Raw genomic sequence first — 20,321 nt, 5'->3', positions numbered from 1 at the left:
ATTAGCTGCCTCGACTTTTATGGCTGCGGTAACACGCTTTCGGGGATTGAAGAAAGGAACTCACTATGTTTGACAAGGCCGTCGTGCCCGCGCGTTTGTGCATGTACGACTCTTCAGTTTCATTCGTGCATGGGCAAGTAGCGTTAAAACAACCGACGCTGCCGGAGCAGGACACGCTCTATCAGGACTTTCGGGATTTTCAGGCCGACTTTGGCAACTTGCCCCTCGATGAATATATGAAAGAGGGTGACACTTATCGTCGGCGGCGTTTTAACGAAGTTCTGCTGCGCGATGAGGGGGAACATATAGCGTTGACCTTGAAACCGCTGCGGGGTTTTTTTCAGGAGGCGACGGTCAATGGTTATTCCGGTGGTGTCGAGCGGATTTATCAGCCCCTTGAACCGTCAACCATCAATAACCGGTTCCTGCATCAATTGATCGTGGATATGTACCTGTTGTTGCCCGCCGAACGCCGCGCGGTTTCCAGTACCTGGGATATCGGCATTCATCTGTACCGCATCACCGCCCAGCCCGATGTGCCCGGCCAGCCTGTGCCCGAAGGGCCGCACCGCGATGGCCACGAGTTCACTTCCATCACCCTGGTCAAACGCCACAACATCGAGGGCGGTGAAAGCCTGTTCTGCGATCAGCAAGCCCGGGTCAGGCTGCGCCATACCTTGCACCAGCCCCTGGAAACCGCCTTGTTCGACGATGCGCAGGGTTTGCATGACGTCACGCCCATCCACAGCCTGGATCGAGTGAACAGCGGCTACCGGGATATCTGCGGTTTTTCCCTGAACCCGTGCCCGCAATAACGTCAGCCTTTATTCAAGAAGAGGGTGGGAGCCGGTATGGGAACTAACGAGAGTGTAGGGCCGAACCTGTATTTGTTATCGGATGGGCAAGGGGCGTATGCCGGTAAACATCTGCTGGTGGATTTATACGGTGCACGCAATATCGATAATGTCGAAAGTGTCCGCCGTGCATTGGTGGCGGGCGTTGCCGCAGCGCGGGCGACGTTGTTGCACCAGTATTTTCATTACTTCACGCCCAATGGCGGCGTGTCGGGTGTTTGTGTGTTGGCCGAGTCGCATATTTCGATTCATAGCTGGCCAGAGTTCAATTATGCGGCGGTGGATATTTTCATGTGCGGTGACGCCGACCCGCATAAAGCCGTGGAAGTACTCAAACAATCATTCTCGCCATCGACGGTGGTCGTGGATGAAATTCGTCGTGGTAAAGACATTCTATAAGGAGCGGCATGATGTCGATTGATCTGTCCCAGGAAAACATGCGCAATGCCTACGTCAATATCTGGATCGGGGAAGTTTGGAATAAAGGCAATGTGAACTTCGTCGATTCGATATTTCACCCCGAGTTTGAAGACCACCGGCCGATTCCGCAGTTTGCCGGTAATTTGCAGGGCCACAAGTTAATGGCGGCGGACTGGCACCAGGCCTTTCCCGATGTGCGTTTCAACATCGAAAGCGTGATTGTGCAGGGCAATCAACTGGCCGCTCGCTACGTGGCCGAGGGCACCCATACCGGGGTGATCCTGGGCATCGAGGGCACGGGCGTGCCGGTGCGCCTGACCGGCATCGACATCTTCGGCTTCGAGGATGGCCTGGTGCGCCACTGGTGGCACGAAGAGGATTTCGACACCTTCATCCAGCCGATCCTGGCGGCGGATGCGCAACGTAAGCAAACGGTCTAGGAGGGCGTGGGCATGGACCTCAACAGGGCTGGGCACGCCGCCGAACACGCCTATCGCCGCGACCAGTTCGTCATGCCCCAGGGTTTGGTTTACCTGGCGGGCAACTCCTTGGGCCCGGCGGTGGCCGGGGTGGCGCAGCGCTTGGTGCAGACCTGCGAAGCGCAGTGGGGCCAGCAACTGGCGGGGGCCTGGAAAAAACACGGCTGGCTCGACGCGCCGCAGGCCATCGGCGACAAGATCGCCGGGCTGCTGGGCGCCGACCCGGGCACGACGTTGGTGTGCGATAGCACCTCGGTCAACCTGTTCAAGCTGTTGAACGCGGCATTGGCCTTGGACCCCACCCGCAAGGTGGTGCTGAGCGAGCAGGGGAATTTCTCCAGCGACCTCTATGTGGCCCAGAGTGTGGGCGTGCTGCACCCTGATATCGAGATCCGCATCGTGCCGCGCGCGGCCGTTGTCGATGCCCTCGATCGCTCGGTGGCGGTGCTGATGCTGTCCCATGTCGACTACCGCACGGGGCAAGCCCACGACCTGCACAGGCTCAATGAACAGGCGCGGGCGGTGGGGGCGTTGACGCTGTGGGATGTGTCCCACAGCGTCGGCATCATGGCGCTGGATTTCAACGCCAGCGGCGTCGATATGGCGGTGGGCTGCGGCTACAAGTATTTGAACGGCGGCCCGGGCGCGCCGGCGTTTGTCTACGCCAGGCGCGGGTTGCAGGAGCGCTTGCACAACCCGATCCAGGGTTGGTTGGGGCATGCCGAGCCGTTTGTGTTCAGTGACGGTTTTGTTCCGGCCGCCGGCATCAAGCGCATGCAGGTCGCCACCCCGACGACTTTTTCCCTGGTGGCGCTGGAGGCGGGCGTGGACTTGCTGCTGGAGGCCGGGATGCCCTGCGTCGAGGCCGGCAGCCGCGAGTTGTGCGCCCGGTTTATCGAGGCCTTGGCCCCCCACCTGCGTGCGGGCCGTGTTCGCTTGTTGCACGAGGTGGGCGGCGACAACCTCAGTGGTCATCTGGGGTTTTCGGTGGCCAATGCCCAGGCGCTGCACGACGGGCTGATGGCGCAGGGGATCGTCGCCGAGTATCGCTACCCGGACCTGCTGCGGGTGGCCTTCAACCCCCTCTACACCAGCGTCGATGACCTGGGGCGCAGCGTGGAAAGTCTTAATCGCCTGCTGGCGCGGGTTTGATGCCGCTCAAGGGAGTCACACGTGATGGAACATGAAGCTTTCAGGGATTCGCCGCAGCGCCGGGACAACCTGCTTCGGGCCCTACGCTGGCTGCAAAGCAGTGGCGTGGAGTACGTCTACATGCAGTTTCCGTCCATCACCGGGCGGTTGCAGGGCAAGGGCATTCCGGCGCGGCATTTTGCGCGTATGGCCGAGAAGGGGTTTTCCATGGTCTACGGCGCCACGGTGAATGTGGCGTTGGACCGCTTTGGCAATTACCTGGGTTACCCGCCCAACGCCTCGGAGTTGCTGGCCTACCCCGAGCCGGAAACCCTGGTGCAACTGCCCTGGGATAAACGGGTGGCGCGGGTGTTCTGCGCGCTGTTTCGCAACCCCGCCGACCCCACGTCGCCCGGCCAGCGCCTGGACGCCGATTGCCGGGGTAACCTGCGCGCCCAGCACCAGGCCTTTGAGGCCCGCCACGGCCTGCGATTGCGGGCCGGGATGGAGCCGGAAATGATGTGGTTGCGCCAGCAAGCGGGCGAGCCGCGCTATGTGGGCGTGACCGAGCCGCGTTGCTACCACATCGGCCAGTTTGAAACCTTGCGCCCGGTGTACATGAAAGTGCTGGAATACGCCCACGCCATGGGCTTGGACATGATCCAGGGCGACCACGAGGATGCGCCGGGGCAGTTGGAACTCAACTTCGCCTTCGATGATGTGCTGGCCAGTTGTGATCGGCTGATGACCTATCGGCAGATTTGCCATCAAGTCGCCCGCGAGTTCGACCTGGTGGCGTGTTTTCTGCCCAAGCCGTTTGCCGGGGTTTCAGGCTCTGGGTGCCACTTCAACCTGTCGCTGTGGGAAGGCGGGCACGCGGTGTTGCGCGAGGAGGTGTTCGCCCGCACCCAGGGCATGGAGGAGGTTTATAGCCACTATGAAGGCGGCACCAACCTGTTCCTGCCCGCGGCGGGTGACCCGGGCCTGACCGATGTGGGCAAGTTCGCCATTGGCGGCATCCAGCGCCATTTGAATGCCTTGACGGCGATTGCGGCGCCCACGGTCAATTCCTACAAGCGCCTGTGGGAAACCGGTTTCTGGGCGCCGGTGCGGGCCAACTGGGGGTATCAGAACCGTACCTGTGCGATTCGCGTGTCGGCACCAGACCGGGTCGAGTACCGCACCGCCGACGCCATCGTCAACCCGTACCTGATGGCCAGTGCGCTGTTGGCGGCGATTGACGATGGTTTGGCCAACCGTGTGGAGCCCGGCCCCGCCACGGACGGCGACAGCTATGGCGAGCACCCGGCGCCCACGGCCTACGTGCCGCGCAACCTGGGGCAAGCCCTTGAGGCGCTGGACCACGACCCGGTGGTGTCTGCGGCCCTGCCGGGGGATATGAAGGGCTTGTTCCAGGCCATCAAAACCAACGAGTGGCAGTCGTTCCTGGCCACCGTCACCCAGTGGGACTTTGACACCTACCTAGACCACACGCCTTGACCGCGAGGCTTCACGCCGGGCGCTTTTGCTCGGCGCGAAAGGCCAGGTAGTTGGAGGCGAAGATTATCAGCGCGCCGACAAACACCCAGGTTTCCAGGCTTTCGCCGTAGAGCATGAAGCCCACTACGGCGATCAGCGGCACGCGGAAAAAATCGATGGGTATGGCAATCGAGGCGTCCATCAGGTTCAGGGCCTTGGCCATGGCAAAGTGCGCGCTCAACCCGGTGACCCCCAGCAACACGATCCACGGCAGGCACGCCATGGGCGGGGTGCGCCATTGCGCCAGCGACAGGGCCAGGCCCAGGGGCAACTGCAACAGCACCATCCAGATCACGATGATCGCGGGGCTGCTGGTCAGGGTCAGGCGTTTGACCAGAATGATGGACGTGGCGTAGCACACGGCGGCCAGCAGCACGACGAGCGCGGCCGGCTCCAGGGTGGCCATGCCCGGGCGCAGCACCACCAACACGCCGATGAAACCGCCCAGGGCCGCCAGTACCCGGGCAGTGCTCATGCGTTCTTTGAGGAACACAAAGGCCAACAGCGACACCCAGATCGGTGTGGTGAATTCCAGGGCAAACACCGTCACCAACGGCAGCGCCGCCACGCCCACCGTCCAGGCGTACTGCCCGGCAAAGTGCACCGCGTTCCTGGCCACTTGCAGGCCAAGGTCCCGGGCCTGGCGCAACTGGCGGCGCTGGCGGTAGATCAACGGGGCAATAATCAACAGCCCGACAAAGGAGCGGAAAAACAGGATCTGGAAAATGGACATGAACGCGGAAAGTTCGCGGGAAGCCACCGCCATGCCCATGAAGGAGAGCAGGCTGGCGATCATCCACAGCACGCCGGCGAGCGGCACCTTGATGGGGGACATGCGGGTTCCTCTGGGGGCGGTCATTGGGTTCGCGCCTGTACGTGTACGGTGCCCAGTTTGGCCACCAGGTAATCAATAAAACGCCGGGCTTTGAGCGGTAGGTTAATGCCGTTGGGGTAAAGAATATTGACCGGCGAAGTGGCGAACTCATGTTCGGGGAATAAACGAATCAGAGTGTTGGCCTGAATATCATCCTTGAGCATCCAGGCCGGCAATGCCGCAATGCCCAGGTCGAACAACGCCATTTGATGAATCAGGGTCAGTGAGTTAGAGGCATAACGAATATTGGGCTTGACGATGAATACGTCGCCCGGTTGTTTGCGCAACACCCACTTGCCTTCTTTATACAGCGACTCATTGCTGATCCATGGCAGGGTATTAAGGCAGTTGATGTCTTGTACCCCGTAACGTTCGAGGAACTGGGGGCTGGCGACCAAGTAGTTTTCAAAGTCTGCAATCTTGCGGCACTTGAACGACGAATCTTCCAGCGGCCCGAGGCAGATGGCCAGGTCATGCCTGCCGCTGGCCAGGTTGGCCAGGGGGTAGCCGACGTCGTGGACGATCTTCAAGTGAGGGTGAAGCCTGGAGAACTCAGCGATGGCGGGAACGATAAAGCGTGAGCCGTACTCGCGGGGCGAAACGATGCGCAATATGCCACACACTTGCCCGGTACTTTCCTTGAGTGTTTGCAGCGAGCAATCGATGCGCTGCTTTATATCCATGAAGTCATCATAGAAACGCTGGCCGGCTTCGGTGAGTGCCAATGACCGGGTGGTTCTGTTAATCAAGGTTGTGCCCAAGGAAAGTTCAAGTTCCTTGATGTGCACACTGACCATGCTGGTACTGATGTTGAGTTGCACTGTCGCGTGGGAAAACGACTTGAATTGAGCAACTTTTAGGTAAGCAAGAACCCGGTTGTAGTTAAAGTCCATTGTCGTTCCAGTCCCTGGATCGTTGAGCTTAAACAGTTGGCGAGGGTGTTATGCGGTGTGCCGCACAATACACAGCGAGTCCGGGTCTGGCAATTATTGGATAAGCCGATGTTTAGTGGGGCGGGCAGAATTCAGATATGACAAGGTATTTGACCGATATGCCATTGCAGTAATGGCTTATGGCTATTTTATTTGGCCGGGAGGGTGCCGGTTCAGGCTTGCGGCTCTTCTTGCACTTCGATGGGTTGGGCCGGTACTTCGATGCCCCAATCCCCATGCAAGTACCAGTCTTCGCCGATCATTTCCGCCGGGTGCATGGTGCGGTCGGCGCCGTTGCCGCAGGCCAGGTCGGTGGTGGCACAGTAGCGGTCGCAGCCCCAGCAGATCCGCTCGGGGTGCTTGGGGTGCAGGGGGAAAGGCTTGGCCATGAAGGGCACCCAAAGGCAGAGGAGTGCCTGAGGCTAACGCCCTCCGGCAGGGGCGCCCTTGACGTTGGTCAAGAAGGGCGCTTTCAGGGCTGTTGCAGGCTCGGCAACACCGCCCGGCCTTGGGCAGACAGCAGCGGCGCAAGCTGTGCCCAGGGGATGGCCACTTCCACGTCGCAGCCATCGCCGCTGGGGTGGTTGGCCAGCTTCAGGCCCTGGGTGTCGAAGCTCAGGTCGTAGGTGCCATAGCTGGCGGCGCCGGGGCAGTCGGCGTCGGGTGGGGTTTGGGCCTCAATCCATTGCGCGAACTTCTGCGGCATCGTGCTGTGGCCGGCGTAGGGGCTGTACCAGTCGAAGCGCCCGCCGACCCAGGTCCAGGGGTCGACTTTTTCCCCGGTGGCCAGGTTCCAGGTGTGCAGGCCCCAACTGATGCCGCCCGCGCCGGTGCCGGTCTGCCAGCGGTAAAAGTTGACGGTGATCCACTGCGACGACCAGGAGTGGGGCAGCACGCTGATTTCGCTGGTGTACACGGCGCCGCGCTGGCCCAGGGATTCGCGGCGCTCGGCGTTGAATTGGGCGAGGCTCTCGGCGTTGTAGGCCAGGGCCAGCAGTTGTTGGTTGATGCGCTGGATGCCCGGGGTGTCGCCGTCGAGGCGCAGCAACGGATGGCCGTTTTGCGTGCGCACTTGGTAGCCGTGGCCGCGGTAGTCCTTTTTCTCCACCTGCACGCTGGGCTTGGCGGTTTCCAGCGCCAGGGCGTAGGCGTCGCTGGCGCAATCGTCGGCGGCGCGGGTGTGGGGCACGCGGCTCAGGGCCAGGGGCAGGGTTTTGCTGCGGTCGGGGGCGTGCCATTGGCCGCTCAGGCGTTCGCCGTCGGGGCTGTCGAGTTGCCATTGGCCGGTGTTTTCGGCCTCTTGCCACTGGCCGCTGTCGGCTTGCACGGTCAACTGGATCGGCGTGAGGAAGCGCTGGTAGTAGTAACTGGCGTTGTTCTCGGGCGTGGCGTTGAAGCACACGGTGATCGGGTTTTTGCCCAATGTGCCTTGCCACACCCCGGCCAGCGGGTGGGCGGCGGCCAGGAGCGGGGCGCCGGCGAGGCAGGCGGCTAGCAGCGGTTTGAACATGGGGCGGGGCTTCCGGTGGTCGGGGGCGGTGGCCAGGGCGGTGAGCCTATCACCGGCCCTGGCGCGGGGGCAGCGGTCAGTCGTGGCTTTCGTAGAGCGAGGAGAAGCGGCCCATGGCGGCGACCACGGTTTGCGCACCGACGTGGATCTGGCTGATGACCTCGCCGGCGTGGGCGGTCAGGCGTGCGCCTTCTTCGGCCTTGGTGCGGCTTTCCTGCATCTGGTTGACGGCGTCTTCGGCCAGGCGACTGTTGTGCTCCACCACCGTGACGATCTCGGCGGTGGCCTTGGCGGTGCGTGAGGCGAGGTTGCGCACCTCGTCGGCGACGATGGCAAAGCCGCGGCCCTGGTCGCCAGCGCGGGCGGCCTCGATGGCGGCGTTGAGCGCCAGCAGGTTGGTCTGCTCGGCAATGTCCTTGATGCCGGTGACGATTGCCTTGATGTTCGACGACTGCTGGTTGAGGTCGGTGAACAGCGCCGAGGCGCCGCGCAGGTCGCTGGCGATGGAGTCGACGATGGCCGCGGCATCCTTGATGACAGCGATGCCGTTCTGGGTGGCCACATCGGTTTGCTGCGAGGTTTTGTAGGCCAGTTGCGCGGCCTCGGTTTCCCGGGCCTTCTGCTCCACCTGGCGGGTGTCGTCGGTGGCCAGCTTGATAACGCCGTAGAGCTTGCCCTGGGCGTCGAACAACGGGTTATAGGTGGCGTTCAGCCAGACGTCGTGGCCGGCCTTGTTGACCCGCTGGAACAACCCGGCGCAATGCTTGCCAGCGTGCAACGCGTCCCAGAACTGCTGGTATTCCACGGTCTTGGTATAGGCCTGGCGGCAAAACAGGCTGTGGTGACGGCCCTGAACTTCGCCCAGGGTATAACCGGTGGCCGCCAGAAAGTTGGCATTGGCAGTAATCACATTACCGTTTAAATCAAATTCAATAACCGCCATGGAACGGTGCAGCGCTTCTATCAGGCTACGGTTGGCACTTTCCTTTAATACCGGGGCAGTAATGTCCGTGGCGATTTTCAGCACTTTTACAACGTGGCCCAGTTGATCTTTTATTGGGATATAACTGGCTTCCAACCACACATCGGAACCGTTTTTATGCACCCGTTTAAAGCGGTCACTCAGGGTCTCGCCCTCGGCCAAGCGCCGCCAGAACGTGGCGTAGGCGGGGCTGGCCACGTAGTCGGCGGGGCACAGGACGCGGTGATGGCGGCCGCGCAGGTCCTCCAGTGCATAACCCAATACGCCGAGAAAAATCGGGTTGGCATCGATAATCTCGCCTTGGGGGCTGAGCTCCACCACCGCCATGCGCGACTTGACCGCCTCCAACGCACTTTGCATGTCACTGTACATATGATGAACGTCGGCAATTTGCCGAGCACAAGCAGACTTCAGAACAAACATGATTAACCGCATAAGTCATAGAGTGAGCGAACCCGCGCGCGATATTTTTTTATTCGTCTCGCAGGGTAAAGCACGCAAATACGCCACGGTAATGGCTTTTTAATATCTGTATCTTAGCGCTGTCTGGGAAGTTATGCGGGAGTATTTGTTGGCCGGCTAAAAACAGTCGCGCCCGCGGGGTGCGGGCGCGTGAGGGCCAGGGCGTTAGACATCCCGGCGGGTGGCTGCGCAGATGATCGAACGCCAGGTACTGGGCGCTCGGGTACAGCCGACCTCCCGTCCCAGCATCCGCACCAACGCCCTGCGCTGGCCGATAAACCGCGCACTGAGCTTCTGCTGGCCATCCCCGTGCTCATCGCCGTGACCGCTTCAGCCCTGTGAGTGGGGAGGCATTCTAATGAGAGCTTTTATCATCTACAGGGCACTGCGGGTTTAGTGGCGAGGGGGAGGGTTTTGTGGTTGAGGAACCTGTGTTTTCAAGACGACGATGCCGTAAGTGCTGGTGAGCGTTTCTATTCTGAGGGTGCCTGTTTCCGACGGCGCTCGCACCGCAGCGCTGGGGCTGGATATCAAAGTGGTACTGATTGACGGCGTTGAACTGGCACAACTGAGGGTGGAGAACAACCTGGGCGTGAGCGTTAAACAGGTGTACGAAGTGAAACAGCTCGACAGTGATTACTTCGCGCAGGAGTGATGTGCCGTGCTGCTGTTTGCCTACGCCATAAAACTGGCAGGTTTCGATGAGCGCTAAGTGCCTGATTATATGGTTTGTTTATTTTTGTTGAGTGGATTAAAGAATCATCTGTAAGTAACTTCTTTAAATGACTTTATTGTTGGGTTTCTATGAAAGTTTCCGCGCCCGCGTATTTCCGATGAGCGTACTTAAGGCGTTAAACTGGCGGCCTGAGTTTATCGTTCCTCGGCAAGGCCAGAACCCATCAACCACCTGCGGGCATTAACGGGTGTTGGTCGGAGCAGCACTGATAAGGTAGTGCTCTCCTTGGAAAACCGTTCAGGGTGCTCTGCGTATGCTTCCGATTTGTTACCCTGCGGTTCTTCCTGTTTTCACAGCCGTATGGAAAACTGTGCGCTCTGCGCCTCTCACTTTTTGTCTGTTTTGTTGGGACTGCCGATGGACATCATGGATACCAAGCAAGAAAACCTCCTCGAAAAATTACTCAGGCTGGCGACAGATGAACCGGCCCATCGACCTGACTTTTTCAAGGCTCTGTTGAATTCCACTATTTACGTCGTCGGCACTGCTGGCACTGGCGAAGGTCAAGTTCACCTCGAGGCGAATAGCAACATCAGCATCGCGCAATGGCAAAAGCCTGACGGCTCTGTGGTCATCCCGTTTTTTTCTTCGCTGCAAGCACTACAAAGATGCATAGATAGCGAAGACTCCTACTTGGAGATCTCGGCCAGATCGTTTTTTGAAGTCACACTGGGCACCCCTCTTTTCCTCAATCCAAAGTCTCCCTACGGGAAAGCGTTTTCCCCCCAGGAAGTACGCCTTCTGCTCTCCGGCGAGATTGGCCAAAAGCCGGTACCGCACACGGTCGAAACAGACACCCAAGTGCTGCTCGGACAGCCGTCGCAATATCCGTCGAAGATGGTCAACTCGCTCACACAATTGTTCGCCAAACATCGCAACGTAAAGCGTGCGTTCCTGGCGTTGATGCATGAACCATCGTCTGGTCAAAATCCTCATCTGGTTATTGGTATTGAAGCGGATGGAGATATCGAACGGGTCATGCGCGAAGCCGGCACCGTTGCCGGGGATGCCGTTTCGGCTGGCGAACCCGTTGACCTCTGTCACGTTCTCGAAGGGGAACCAGGCCTTAGCGATTACTTCCTCAAGCAAACCGCACCCTTCTATGAACGAAAGCCGGCACGCGGGCTGAGTTCATTGTTTGGCTTTGGCAAAGAGTGATAGAGATCAACACCGTGCTAACTGCCGAGCATGCCTGTGAAGTTGTGCCTGGCCTGTTTGGCAGTGTCATGAGCGATGGAATCTTGGCCGTCGGCTGAACACAAGCGTCATCGCGCTGGCGCCGAGCATCCCGCAAGCCAACCTCGGGATAAACGCTAAGAGCCAGGTGTTTTTCCTTTCCCAGAAAGCAGTACTTCAAGCGCCAGTAACGGCCTCCGTTGGGCTGTACTTCCAGGTACAAGCCCTGTTCGTCTACAGCCATAGGGCTTGTCCTGAGGCTTTGCGTTGCGGCAGTTGGTGTCTTTCAGGGGCATTGGGGGCACATCGCTCTCCGAGCGAGCTGATGAGCGTTTTATGCCCCCATATATGCCCTCGTCAACCGTGGGATGCCCTGGCATCAGGTGGGAAAACGCGGGCAATAAAAAAGCCGTAAAGCTTTGATTTTTCTAGGCTTTACGACTTTTCTGGGTCTTCCTGGGAAGACTAAATGGTGGGCCGGGGTAATCTGAACAGATTATTTAAGGTGCTGATTCTAATCGATTATTTTCGGTTAAGATTTTTATTGGAATACCTTTTGGAATACCATCCGCGAATCTTCTCAGAGTCCCGTCTTTACGTCGACCAAAGTCCGATTCCATAGCCGTACTTCGGATCGCGCTTTTTAGCGCAACCAACAGTTTCTGATAGCTATTGCTGGCGTTTGTTCATGCCTTCATTCGCTCTGGCGAGTCAGCACGTGTCTTATTGCTGTCGCGTATGTGCGCCCCAGGTTCAGGACATCGTCAGCGCATTCAGGTCGCCGTTCGGATTGTGGTGATAAAGGGAGACTCGGCCCTATCGAACGCTAAATGTACCTGGGCCTTGGCGCGGGTCACACCTACGTAAAACAGGCGCGCGGCCTCCTCATATGCTTCGCGCGTCTTAATGTATTTGCTCGGGACCACGCCTTCTTCCAGCCCAAGCATGATTACTGCCTGAAACTCTAACCCTTTTGAGCTGTGAAGCGTCATGAGGTTAATCTGATCCGGGCTCTTTCCCTGATTGCCAAAAATCTGGACGGTGAAGTCTTCAAGCACCCCACCTTCAGCGGCAGCTTCGATAAGCTCATTAAGGTTGTCGATCTCGTCGCTCAGACCTGGCTCGTCACAAAGAATTTCGTCCAGAACGGCCTTAGCTAAGGAGGTCAGCCACTCATGAAGCGACAACGCGCCACCTCTCAATGCGAAAAGAGCTGTGATCAGTTGTTTGCGAGACTGGTGGAGCTGACTCTCGCTTTTTCCCGCCCGCTGCAAGCGTCGCCAAACTTTGAGCAAGTGGGAAAGCTGTACCTCGCCGGTCTCCCAACCTCCGGCACACCATTGCGCCGCCACGGTGAGCCACTCGGTTAAGCGCGTGCGTTTAATCGGTGATCCATTGTCTAGGCGGAAATATCGCATTTGTAAGCGATCGGCTGCCTTGGCAAGCTCAGTACCTTCAACCTTGCTCGGATAAAGCAATGCAATGTCACCTGGCGACCAGGTGTCATTTGCGTCGAGCAGCGCTACCACCAGCGTTTCGAGCGCATATTTCGCCTGCCCGGCGAGGTCGCGTTCAAGCCTGTGAATAACAATCTCACCTTGCCGGTCATCGAGGGACTGGAAATCCGCGCGGTCGGGGAAAAGCGACCTTGATGCCGCGATGATGCGATCGGCGCAGCGATAATTCAGCCTTAGGGTGACCGGCTCAATACGCGCGTCCTGTGCCAGGGCTTTTAGCAAGGCCGGGTTGGCACCGGTAAATCCATAGATCGACTGATCCGGATCACCTACAGCTATGATCCTGACATTCGCATCGAGAAAGGCTCGAACAATGCGGTGCAGCGGCAGACCAAGGTCCTGATACTCGTCTATCACCACGACAGGATATTTTGCCCGTATCGCACGGCGCACCCATTCGTGCTTCTCAACCAGCTCCAGCCCGGCAAGCACAATACCGTCGAAATCGATCTGCCCTTTCGCTAAGAGTAGGTCCTCATAAGCTTCGACAATTTGCGTTTCGTATGAAGACCATGCTCTCCACTCGGCCGAGTTCCGATCTGGAATCGTACGTCGTAACTTGTCACACGCCGTACGGACGTAGCTCTTTGGATATCCCCCGTGCAGCGAGGCGTAAGCCGCGTTGAAAAGTCTACTGGCTTCGGCTGGTGTCGCTACTGCCAATGGCTCCGGCACCGTCAGACCTGCCAAGCTCGAGTAGGGCAGTACGAGCTCGGACAGACAAAATGAGTGCACCGTGGAGATGAGAATGCGATTGCCATCCTCAACTCCGAGCTTGTTCAGCCTTGATCTCAACTCAGACACACAGGCATTGCTGTACGTTATGCATGCAATGCGTTGTGGTCGATGCACCGTCTCTGCAAGCAGTCTGGCGATTTTCACTGTGATGGTTTTGGTCTTGCCGCTGCCGGGGCCAGCCAGAATGACGCAGTTACCTGCCGACTCGTAGGCCGCCCATTGATCATCATTGCCGCGTAGGTCGTCAGCAGCAATCAGATACTCAGTTCTCGCAGCACTCATCGCAGTTTCTCCCGCATGTACTCCAAAGCATCTTTGATGTAGGTAGGGCACACATCTGCGTTTGCAGCTCGCAGCGTGGAGGCTAGCCGTTGGGCAAATCTCCCCTTGCCGATGGAGTCGATGTCTTTTAGGAATTGCTTCTCATCCAGGGAAGTTGGATCTTCACTCAAGGTTTTGAAGCGCGCGTGCATCTTCTTGTTAGTTGACAGCCCTTTGGCAGTTTTATGGAAGTGCTCCTCGGCGCCGGCATTGAACACATCAACCTCAAAGGTGAACTTGTTGAGGAAGACGCCATGCTGCGGAGCAAGTTTGAGTAATTCGACGGCTGTGAGCTCTTCCCAACGCTTCGGGGGAAGCAAAGCATCCATGATGTGGTTTATCACGCGGCTCTCCCCGTAACTATCATCTACGTGTGCGGCGTCCGGGTCGTCGTCCTCTTGGCTTACTTCCGAGCCCTTAGGGTCAAAGTCAGTGAGTACAGCGAAGGGAATATCAAGCCCCTCGGGGCCCAATAGCTTCACATAGGGGGCAAAATTGGTTCCGGCGATTGAGCAAACGGTGATGCCCATTGCATCAAAATCGAACGCTTTGTCATACAGGCGGGCCAAGGTAGGTAGGAGGAATTTTTCTGCATCACCCTCTACCAGAATCACGCCTTTCGAGAAAAACAGCTCACCGCGAGTGACGTCCAGGTACCGCTCCAGATCCTCTCGGTCAGCGTCCTTAAGTTCGATCCCCGTGAGTGATCGCGCAACGGTATGCCCTTGCTTGGGGATACTTTGTAAAACGACAACGTTTGAGAGTGGAGCAACGCTCGCAACGTTCGGCGAATGTGTCGTGAGCAGGATGCTACGCAGCTCTGGACTGCGCTCATCTTCATTTCGCTCTTTCAGGTAATTTCGGTAGATCAGGCGCTGCAGATGGGGGTGCAGGTGCGCCTCGGGTTCCTCAATCGCCAGGAACGTATGTTGCCGCTCCCCTTCTTCCACCAGGTACTGATGCTCCAGGTGTTTCAGCGCGAGGTACAGCACGTTTGCGGAGCCGAGACTTGCTTCCGCGACGCCTCGTTTGCCGCCGTCGATCATCATCTGCAATGCACGGATCAAACGCTCAGGCTCTGTTGGGGCAAAGCCTAAAGCCGTCTCTATCGTGTGCTTCTCGCCAATCATTTCTGTAAGCTGGCCATTGACCTGCGTGACCACGTTAGCGAGTTCGGGCAAGGCCGCAATCCTGGATGTCGTCGCATGTACTTCGTCAGCAATCTCCTGGAGATCATCCTCGTCGATGGTCTGCGCCGCCCGGTCCAGTAACGGCCGTAGCGGGGAGCGCGTCCAGCGAGCAAGGTCTGACTCCGCGTCTCGAAGTGCCGGGAACAGGTCCATCGGCATCCACCGTCTCAACTCGTAACCCACCGAATTCTCTGGGCGATTGCCTCCGAAAAGCACGAACTCATAATCTGCCTCGCCGCGAGGGGATCGGCCAATGCCCATAATAGGTTGGAAGCGGTACGTGACCTTTGCCACCATAGGTGATGGGGTAACCAGATGGTCGGCAAGTACAGCTAGCAGCTCTACGCTGTTTTCGAATTCGCTGAACTCAACTGAGATTTCGATTACGTCGTCGACCTTCAGTGGTCTGGGCAGGCCATCCCAGAAATCATCAAGACGCAGCCGCCGCGCGGAGTCAGGCAGGGTGGGGTCCAGGATCATTCGTAGGGCGAATAGCAGATTGGTCTTACCCACTTTATTCTCGCCCAGTACCACTGCGTGCTGCCCTAAGTAGACGTCGAGGTGCTTGAAATTTCTGAAGTTCTTGATCGTAATTCGACTCAGTCGCATATAGCCTTTCCTTCCCTAGATTGCGAGTGCTCACGGGGATAACGGATATCCGCGCGTACGGTCTTTGAGTTGTGCGCCGCACCGCTCGTAGTGGCGTCATACTGGCGCGCTCGATCACGTTTGTCACCCGCAGCCTGGGATGCCTGTAACTCGGCGTAGACTGGAAAGGTTGGCAACCGAAGGTGTTATGGAGTTAAAGATACACATAGCTATCTATAGCTTCTTAGACCGCTTAAGCAAACGGTCGATCAAAAAGGTGGTATTGCTCTAGGCGGGCGTCTCCCTCCAATCGCTAGACAAAGTACTAAGTGATGAGTCGAGTAGTCCCGTCAGAGTTACAAGTTTTAAAGGATCATCACTCCAGTCATGGGCGAGCTAAGAAATTTGGTGCTGTTTTTTTTAGTTATGAGTTTTTCAGTAGTTGTAATGTTCTGATTCGTTCAGGTATGTGGTCATTCTTTTCTGCTTCCATCTCTATCAAAATTTCTAAAAGTCTCGCCCGGCTTATTTCGTACTGAGTCGCCAGCTTCTCAAGAGTTTCAGCAGCCTTGTCTGAAAGGACGAAATTGTATTGGGATTTACCTTTTAGGTTCTCTCTATATCTTTGCTGGCCCCACCTCTTCTTAATTTTTTCTATATAGAGATCTCTTTGCTCTGGAGGGTATTTAATGTTATCGAAAAATATTAATAGATCATCAAGGTCTTCAAGTGGTCGTCTGTAGTCTACCAGTATTGATGAATTCTTACATAGCCACTCCCAAGCGAGTACGGACTTTTGGTTGTTGTCTTTAAACCATCTAAATACAACGTCTCCTTTTTTGTGCGCTATCCACTTTGCTTTGATGTCATTTAGGGTAAGTTGTTTGTGTGTGGTGTCGGTGTTCCAGCGATCGATTATAGATAATAAAAGATCCATGCCGTGTAGGTTTAACGGGCTGTTCAGCCATTGATATCCGGACGCCTCTGCAAATCGTGATTGCAGCCATTCTACTTGCCTTTTTCCTTCATTGATCCATTTAAAGCTTTCGTCGGGCAGAAGTTGATTTATTTTGTCTTGTTTTATTTGTTGTATAAGCCGCTGATTACCATATAGGCAATTAGCCATTTTATCCCTTATGCCTGGGCCTGATCTCTCTAGCGGACCGAGATTGCAGTGATAGTTGTTGAGTGTGAACCAGAGCCAAATATCACGCCTACTGCTGATTTTTGAGTCGCCTAAGATCTGCGCGAGGCGATCATTGTAGTGAACTGCCATTATCCCTCCCTATTCCTATCCTAGCATTCATAAAGATTTTACCAAGAATCTATCAAGGATCTATATAGCAAAACTATAGTTTTTTTTAAGATTATCTCTAGTAGTATGAAAATGAGCAAATATTCCATTTTTCAGCCAATTTACTAGGCTTTGCTGGGCCCATAGCTAAGCCGATTGCGGTAGGTGCGTAGTGAGAGAGTAGCGCGACACTTTCAGTAGGCCAGGGAGAAACCGTGACGAGCAGAAGGAGAAAGACAGAAAACGCTAGCAATGTGGCCCGGCCCGCGACTGACGAGTGCCGTTACCTCTGAGCGTCACTGGTAGGCGGTCAGACTTCGTTAATTTTTACTGAGCTTGCCAATCCTCTGGACGAACACAGGAGCTACGTTCATGAGGATAATTCGATTAAAAGAGGTCATGGATCTCACCGGTCTTGCTAGATCTACGATATATAAATTTATTTCGGGGGAAGTGTTTCCACGGCCAATTTCTTTGGGTGATCGATGCGTCGGTTGGTTAGAGAGCGAGGTTCACGATTGGATACTGGGTAAAGTTAAAGAGCGGGATCAGTTGGTGAGCAAGAGTACTTGAAACTCTGTTGAGGTTGACTGGGTTTTTGATCGGCTTGATTCTAGTTAACACCATGAAGGATAAGTTTCTTCATGGTGTTTTTCCAGAGTTGTTGTGGTCTTTGTAGTATTACGTTTTAACAGGGTTTGTGGGTGTTTTATCTGGTGTTGTGCTGTCAGAGTGTTTCGGTATTGGTACTATGCTTATGCAGCATCTCTGTTATGAGTTTGGCTTGTCTTTACTGGTTAAGTAAAAGGGGGTTGAGTTGGATGGGAGGTAGCCTCTCTAAGCGGAGCAGTATTGTGCGTCGCATTCTTAGAGTAAAAATGTACTACGGGGCCTGACTATATGAAACTCAATACTCGGAGCTCCATCATGGCTAGGCATTCAGATAATACGAACTTAACCCTTCATTACGAAGGCTCTTATCAAGGCTTGGCCGTACAAGTGGATAAGGGGCCTTTCATTCAAGAGTACCTAAACCGTCTTCATCAGACGGTGTCTCGAGCGCTTAATCAGTACCCTCGTGTATTTGCACTCAGGTTTGACCTGCGTCTACCAACTAACATTCAATTGCCCGATTACGCTTTCACGAACGAAGTTGTTGACCGTTTCATCGAATCCTTTAAAGCCAAGATCAAGCACAATCGCCAAATGGCGAAACTTGTGAATAAGTACGCACACGACACCAAGGTGCGTTACGTCTGGGCTAGGGAGCAAGGGCAGCACGGTCGACCACATCATCACTTTGCGATATTGCTGAACTACGATGCCTTCAATGCGTTGGGTAAGCTCGAATCAGGCAGAGACAACATGTTTAATCGCTTGGAAGGAGCGTGGGCAAGTGCTTTAGGGTTGTCAGTAGAGGCTGTCAGGGGGTTGGTCGAGATTCCACAAAATCCTTACTATCACTTGCATCGTGACGAGATAGCCGGACAGGCAACCTTTTTCTATCGTGCGAGTTATCTGTGTAAGTCGAGCACGAAAGTTTTTGGGGATGGTTCCCATGGTTTCGGATGCAGTAGAAGCTGAGCACAACGCTGAGTCACGACAAAAAAATAAAAGGGCACCGTGCCGATGACCACCCTGGCAATGCCAAGGGCGGTCCATCGGACGGTGTGAACATAGGAATTAAAGGTAACCTCGTTCAGCCAGCGATACGCAGCCTTCATGACCTACAACGATGTGATCCAACGTCTGGGTGCCAATCATGCTGAGGGCGTTCTTGATAGTCATGGTTAGCGTGCGATCGATTTGGCTGGGTTCAGGGTCGCCGGACGGGTGGTTATGTACCAAAATCGCGGCTGCTGCATTGTGTTCCAAGGCGATCTTGATCACTTCCCGTGGGTAAACGCTGGCTGCATCCAGCGTGCCTCTAAATAGCTCCCTGAAGGCAATAACTCGATGCTTGCTATCGAGCAGTAGCAGCGCAAAGACTTCGTGCTCGTGGTACTGCAGCAGTGTTTGCAGGTGGCTGAAGACTTGCTTCGGCTCAGTCAGCGCCCGGCCTTTAGACAGACGACTCATCGCCAGTTGCTGAGCCATCTGCAGGATGTCGGCCTCGGTGACCGGGGATTCCATGACATAGGTGCCGGTCGTTTCACCGGCTTTGAGCTTGTGATATTTCATGCGGATATTCCTGTACGAATGCGTGAGAACGGAGGGGGATTGAGAAACCCGGTTACTGGGCCGAAGGCCTGCCGTTGTGTCGCGTGGCTTGCGACTCCAGCTTTTGGGCGAGTGATGGTTTGGCAGGCGCTGCCCGTTGGGCTTGGGGCTCTATAGGGCTGGGCTGATCTTCATTGGCGAGGAAGAGCTCCTCAACGACGGCTCCGGTGTCCTCCTCGCTGTCCTCAAAAGCCCCGCCGGGCCGCGTGATCCAAGGCGCTCTGGTCAAAGCCCGAGGCTTGCCGGGCTTCCTCCAGTTGCTTGGCTGCCAGTAAGGTGTCCTCTAGGCTCAGCCCACTGCGCACCGTGATATCCACGTAGAAGATCGGTGTGTCATGGCTTTGCCGTGTGGATTTATCGCGCAGACGCAACTCCAGCGGCAGACAGGCCAGACGATTGCCGGAGATTGCGTTGAAGTAATGCAGACGTGCCGCCAGGGTGCGGATGTTGTTGTAACCGGTGGTACGGAAGACAAAAGTGCCCAGCGTTTCGTCTTCGCCGATGGCAACATTTAGCCGTCCGTACGGTTTGCAGGCTCCACCTTGCGCCAGGGAGCATGCAGCGGGTGAAGGGCAGGGCAGTGACTGTATTCCGTCCGCGCACTGGCGTTTGCAAGTTTCCCCATTTCCGATACAAAGCGGCCTACCGGTATGGCGGTCAAACAGACTGTAGTCAGCGCGGAAGTTGAGATCTGGCTCATTGAAAAGTAAACGGATGGGAATACTGCGCAGTTTGCCGTCTTGGCCATGGCGAAACTCTTCGTTCAGTGGGTGCAAGAACCAGCCGTCGCTGCCTCGTACCTTTGACGTAATGGTGAACTGATCGTCCTTTATCGTCAGGCATTTACCGTTTTTTTCGACGATCTTGCCGATTGAAATTCGCCCTAGAACTGCGGGGGTGATGGATAAACCTTTTAGCATGGTGGGTCTCCTACAGCTGAATATAGAAACGCCACCTGTTCGCGCTAGCGACCAAGGTGGCGTTGGGAGATAAAGGGGTAGCGCTAAGGCAAGAGCGACCGAGCTTTTAGGTCAGCAGAAACCGCCGGCCCCCGGTTTTAGTAGTCGAGTAGCGTACTTGCAGTTAGAGTTTTTTTTTCGGTAATCGTGGGATATCTAAGTCCTTGTGAGTAAGGGACTATGGCCGTGTTTGCCATTGGCAACAGAACCTGACACGACGAGTTAGCGTTTGATGCTGAAGCCGTAACCGCATTCCAGGCACTGATAGTTGTTCCTGAATTCATAGAATAAGCGCAACGCTTGAAACGAGAGGCAGAGAGCCAGCCACCGGTAGAATCCAGGCTCTCACACCGAAGGATTCAAGCGCAGATGACTACGCATTACCGGCAGCTGACTCAG

Annotated in this window: 18 protein-coding genes and 3 pseudogenes; 9 read left to right on the top strand and 12 right to left on the bottom strand. The window is 56.1% G+C overall.

Annotated elements, in window-relative coordinates; genetic code table 11:
- The first annotated feature begins 65 nt into the window (after positions 1-65).
- From AC19YT_RS23675 to AC19YT_RS23655, 5 genes are read left to right on the top strand one after another with little or no spacing between them, the layout of a single operon-like run.
- Complete coding sequence (locus AC19YT_RS23675) at positions 66-815, top strand: 2OG-Fe dioxygenase family protein (RefSeq protein WP_500611125.1); 750 nt, start codon at positions 66-68, stop codon at positions 813-815.
- Positions 816-851: 36 nt separating this feature from the next.
- A complete protein-coding gene (speD, locus tag AC19YT_RS23670) occupies positions 852-1,253 on the top strand; it encodes an adenosylmethionine decarboxylase (RefSeq protein WP_500600316.1) in 402 nt (133 codons plus the stop codon).
- 11 nt (positions 1,254-1,264) lie between these two features.
- Positions 1,265-1,714 (top strand): ester cyclase, encoded by a 450-nt coding sequence (locus tag AC19YT_RS23665; RefSeq protein WP_176465017.1) that lies wholly within the window; start codon positions 1,265-1,267, stop codon positions 1,712-1,714.
- 12 nt (positions 1,715-1,726) lie between these two features.
- Positions 1,727-2,905 (top strand): aminotransferase class V-fold PLP-dependent enzyme, encoded by a 1,179-nt coding sequence (locus AC19YT_RS23660; protein WP_500611124.1) that lies wholly within the window; start codon positions 1,727-1,729, stop codon positions 2,903-2,905.
- A gap of 24 nt (positions 2,906-2,929) precedes the next feature.
- The gene (locus AC19YT_RS23655; protein ID WP_500611123.1) at positions 2,930-4,384 is read left to right on the top strand and encodes a glutamine synthetase family protein; all 1,455 of its coding nucleotides are present in this window, start codon (positions 2,930-2,932) and stop codon (positions 4,382-4,384) included.
- Between the two features lie 10 nt (positions 4,385-4,394).
- On the opposite strand, the gene AC19YT_RS23650 is transcribed toward AC19YT_RS23655, so the two are convergent.
- From AC19YT_RS23650 to AC19YT_RS23625, 6 genes and pseudogenes are all read right to left on the bottom strand, one after another.
- Positions 4,395-5,258, bottom strand: coding sequence for a DMT family transporter (locus tag AC19YT_RS23650; RefSeq protein ID WP_095105767.1), 864 nt, complete (start codon positions 5,256-5,258; stop codon positions 4,395-4,397).
- A gap of 20 nt (positions 5,259-5,278) precedes the next feature.
- Entirely contained in the window at positions 5,279-6,190 is a 912-nt protein-coding gene (locus tag AC19YT_RS23645; protein WP_500611122.1) for a LysR family transcriptional regulator, read from the bottom strand.
- A 212-nt stretch (positions 6,191-6,402) separates the two neighbouring features.
- Positions 6,403-6,618, bottom strand: a complete 216-nt coding sequence (locus AC19YT_RS23640) for a DUF3079 domain-containing protein (RefSeq protein ID WP_095105774.1) — start codon at positions 6,616-6,618, stop codon at positions 6,403-6,405.
- An 83-nt stretch (positions 6,619-6,701) separates the two neighbouring features.
- Positions 6,702-7,739 (bottom strand): hypothetical protein, encoded by a 1,038-nt coding sequence (locus tag AC19YT_RS23635; protein ID WP_500611121.1) that lies wholly within the window; start codon positions 7,737-7,739, stop codon positions 6,702-6,704.
- 76 nt (positions 7,740-7,815) lie between these two features.
- Positions 7,816-8,160: pseudogene (locus tag AC19YT_RS23630) on the bottom strand (methyl-accepting chemotaxis protein); the annotation flags it as partial.
- Between the two features lie 219 nt (positions 8,161-8,379).
- Positions 8,380-9,048: pseudogene (locus AC19YT_RS23625) on the bottom strand (PAS domain-containing protein); the annotation flags it as partial.
- 592 nt (positions 9,049-9,640) lie between these two features.
- Here AC19YT_RS23625 and AC19YT_RS23620 point away from each other — a divergent pair.
- Positions 9,641-9,838 carry a hypothetical protein gene (locus AC19YT_RS23620; RefSeq protein ID WP_500611120.1) on the top strand — a complete coding sequence of 66 codons (198 nt, stop codon included), beginning with the start codon at positions 9,641-9,643 and terminating at the stop codon, positions 9,836-9,838.
- Positions 9,839-10,276: 438 nt separating this feature from the next.
- On the top strand, positions 10,277-11,077 hold the full coding sequence (locus tag AC19YT_RS23615) for an enhanced serine sensitivity protein SseB C-terminal domain-containing protein (RefSeq protein ID WP_500611119.1): 801 nt from the start codon (positions 10,277-10,279) through the stop codon (positions 11,075-11,077).
- Here the strand turns inward: AC19YT_RS23615 and AC19YT_RS23610 are convergent.
- From AC19YT_RS23610 to AC19YT_RS23595, 4 genes are all read right to left on the bottom strand, one after another.
- Positions 11,001-11,339 (bottom strand): Arm DNA-binding domain-containing protein, encoded by a 339-nt coding sequence (locus AC19YT_RS23610; RefSeq protein WP_500611118.1) that lies wholly within the window; start codon positions 11,337-11,339, stop codon positions 11,001-11,003. The two genes, AC19YT_RS23615 and AC19YT_RS23610, sit on opposite strands and share 77 nt — an antisense overlap.
- Positions 11,340-11,868: 529 nt before the next feature.
- Positions 11,869-13,632, bottom strand: a complete 1,764-nt coding sequence (locus AC19YT_RS23605) for an ATP-dependent helicase (protein WP_500611117.1) — start codon at positions 13,630-13,632, stop codon at positions 11,869-11,871.
- Positions 13,629-15,470, bottom strand: coding sequence for an ATP-dependent nuclease (locus AC19YT_RS23600; protein WP_500611116.1), 1,842 nt, complete (start codon positions 15,468-15,470; stop codon positions 13,629-13,631). The genes AC19YT_RS23605 and AC19YT_RS23600 overlap by 4 nt, the downstream gene beginning before the upstream one ends.
- A 403-nt stretch (positions 15,471-15,873) precedes the next feature.
- The gene (locus tag AC19YT_RS23595) at positions 15,874-16,725 is read right to left on the bottom strand and encodes a hypothetical protein (protein WP_500611115.1); all 852 of its coding nucleotides are present in this window, start codon (positions 16,723-16,725) and stop codon (positions 15,874-15,876) included.
- A gap of 390 nt (positions 16,726-17,115) precedes the next feature.
- On the opposite strand from AC19YT_RS23595, the gene AC19YT_RS23590 reads away from it, so the two are divergent.
- Both AC19YT_RS23590 and AC19YT_RS23585 read left to right on the top strand, forming a co-directional pair.
- Positions 17,116-17,316 (top strand): helix-turn-helix transcriptional regulator, encoded by a 201-nt coding sequence (locus AC19YT_RS23590; protein WP_500611114.1) that lies wholly within the window; start codon positions 17,116-17,118, stop codon positions 17,314-17,316.
- Between the two features lie 354 nt (positions 17,317-17,670).
- Positions 17,671-18,327: an inovirus Gp2 family protein gene (locus AC19YT_RS23585; protein ID WP_500611130.1), complete on the top strand. Its 657-nt coding sequence runs from the start codon at positions 17,671-17,673 to the stop codon at positions 18,325-18,327.
- A 99-nt stretch (positions 18,328-18,426) separates the two neighbouring features.
- Here AC19YT_RS23585 and radC read toward each other — a convergent pair whose 3' ends face one another.
- Positions 18,427-18,924, bottom strand: a complete 498-nt coding sequence (gene radC / locus AC19YT_RS23580) for a RadC family protein (protein WP_500611113.1) — start codon at positions 18,922-18,924, stop codon at positions 18,427-18,429.
- A 52-nt stretch (positions 18,925-18,976) separates the two neighbouring features.
- Positions 18,977-19,883 (bottom strand): annotated as a pseudogene (locus tag AC19YT_RS23575) (recombination directionality factor).
- Positions 19,884-20,321: the final 438 nt, after the last annotated feature.

This window comes from Pseudomonas sp. MF08875, assembly GCF_059862525.1.
Note: the sequence above shows the minus strand (reverse complement) of the source record. Positions and strands in the feature narration are given on the sequence as shown.

Excerpts from the sequence above, each read along its gene's own strand:
- AC19YT_RS23595 (WP_500611115.1), bottom strand. The coding sequence starts at position 16,725 with ATGGCAGTTCACTACAATGATCGCCTCGCGCAGATCTTAGGCGACTCA.
- radC (WP_500611113.1), bottom strand. The coding sequence starts at position 18,924 with ATGAAATATCACAAGCTCAAAGCCGGTGAAACGACCGGCACCTATGTC.
- AC19YT_RS23645 (WP_500611122.1), bottom strand. The coding sequence starts at position 6,190 with ATGGACTTTAACTACAACCGGGTTCTTGCTTACCTAAAAGTTGCTCAA.
- AC19YT_RS23585 (WP_500611130.1), top strand. The coding sequence starts at position 17,671 with ATGGCTAGGCATTCAGATAATACGAACTTAACCCTTCATTACGAAGGC.
- AC19YT_RS23655 (WP_500611123.1), top strand. The coding sequence starts at position 2,930 with ATGGAACATGAAGCTTTCAGGGATTCGCCGCAGCGCCGGGACAACCTG.
- AC19YT_RS23615 (WP_500611119.1), top strand. The coding sequence starts at position 10,277 with ATGGACATCATGGATACCAAGCAAGAAAACCTCCTCGAAAAATTACTC.
- AC19YT_RS23675 (WP_500611125.1), top strand. The coding sequence starts at position 66 with ATGTTTGACAAGGCCGTCGTGCCCGCGCGTTTGTGCATGTACGACTCT.
- AC19YT_RS23610 (WP_500611118.1), bottom strand. The coding sequence starts at position 11,339 with ATGGCTGTAGACGAACAGGGCTTGTACCTGGAAGTACAGCCCAACGGA.
- AC19YT_RS23605 (WP_500611117.1), bottom strand. The coding sequence starts at position 13,632 with ATGAGTGCTGCGAGAACTGAGTATCTGATTGCTGCTGACGACCTACGC.
- AC19YT_RS23600 (WP_500611116.1), bottom strand. The coding sequence starts at position 15,470 with ATGCGACTGAGTCGAATTACGATCAAGAACTTCAGAAATTTCAAGCAC.
- speD (WP_500600316.1), top strand. The coding sequence starts at position 852 with ATGGGAACTAACGAGAGTGTAGGGCCGAACCTGTATTTGTTATCGGAT.
- AC19YT_RS23640 (WP_095105774.1), bottom strand. The coding sequence starts at position 6,618 with ATGGCCAAGCCTTTCCCCCTGCACCCCAAGCACCCCGAGCGGATCTGC.
- AC19YT_RS23665 (WP_176465017.1), top strand. The coding sequence starts at position 1,265 with ATGTCGATTGATCTGTCCCAGGAAAACATGCGCAATGCCTACGTCAAT.
- AC19YT_RS23660 (WP_500611124.1), top strand. The coding sequence starts at position 1,727 with ATGGACCTCAACAGGGCTGGGCACGCCGCCGAACACGCCTATCGCCGC.
- AC19YT_RS23590 (WP_500611114.1), top strand. The coding sequence starts at position 17,116 with ATGAGGATAATTCGATTAAAAGAGGTCATGGATCTCACCGGTCTTGCT.
- AC19YT_RS23650 (WP_095105767.1), bottom strand. The coding sequence starts at position 5,258 with ATGTCCCCCATCAAGGTGCCGCTCGCCGGCGTGCTGTGGATGATCGCC.
- AC19YT_RS23635 (WP_500611121.1), bottom strand. The coding sequence starts at position 7,739 with ATGTTCAAACCGCTGCTAGCCGCCTGCCTCGCCGGCGCCCCGCTCCTG.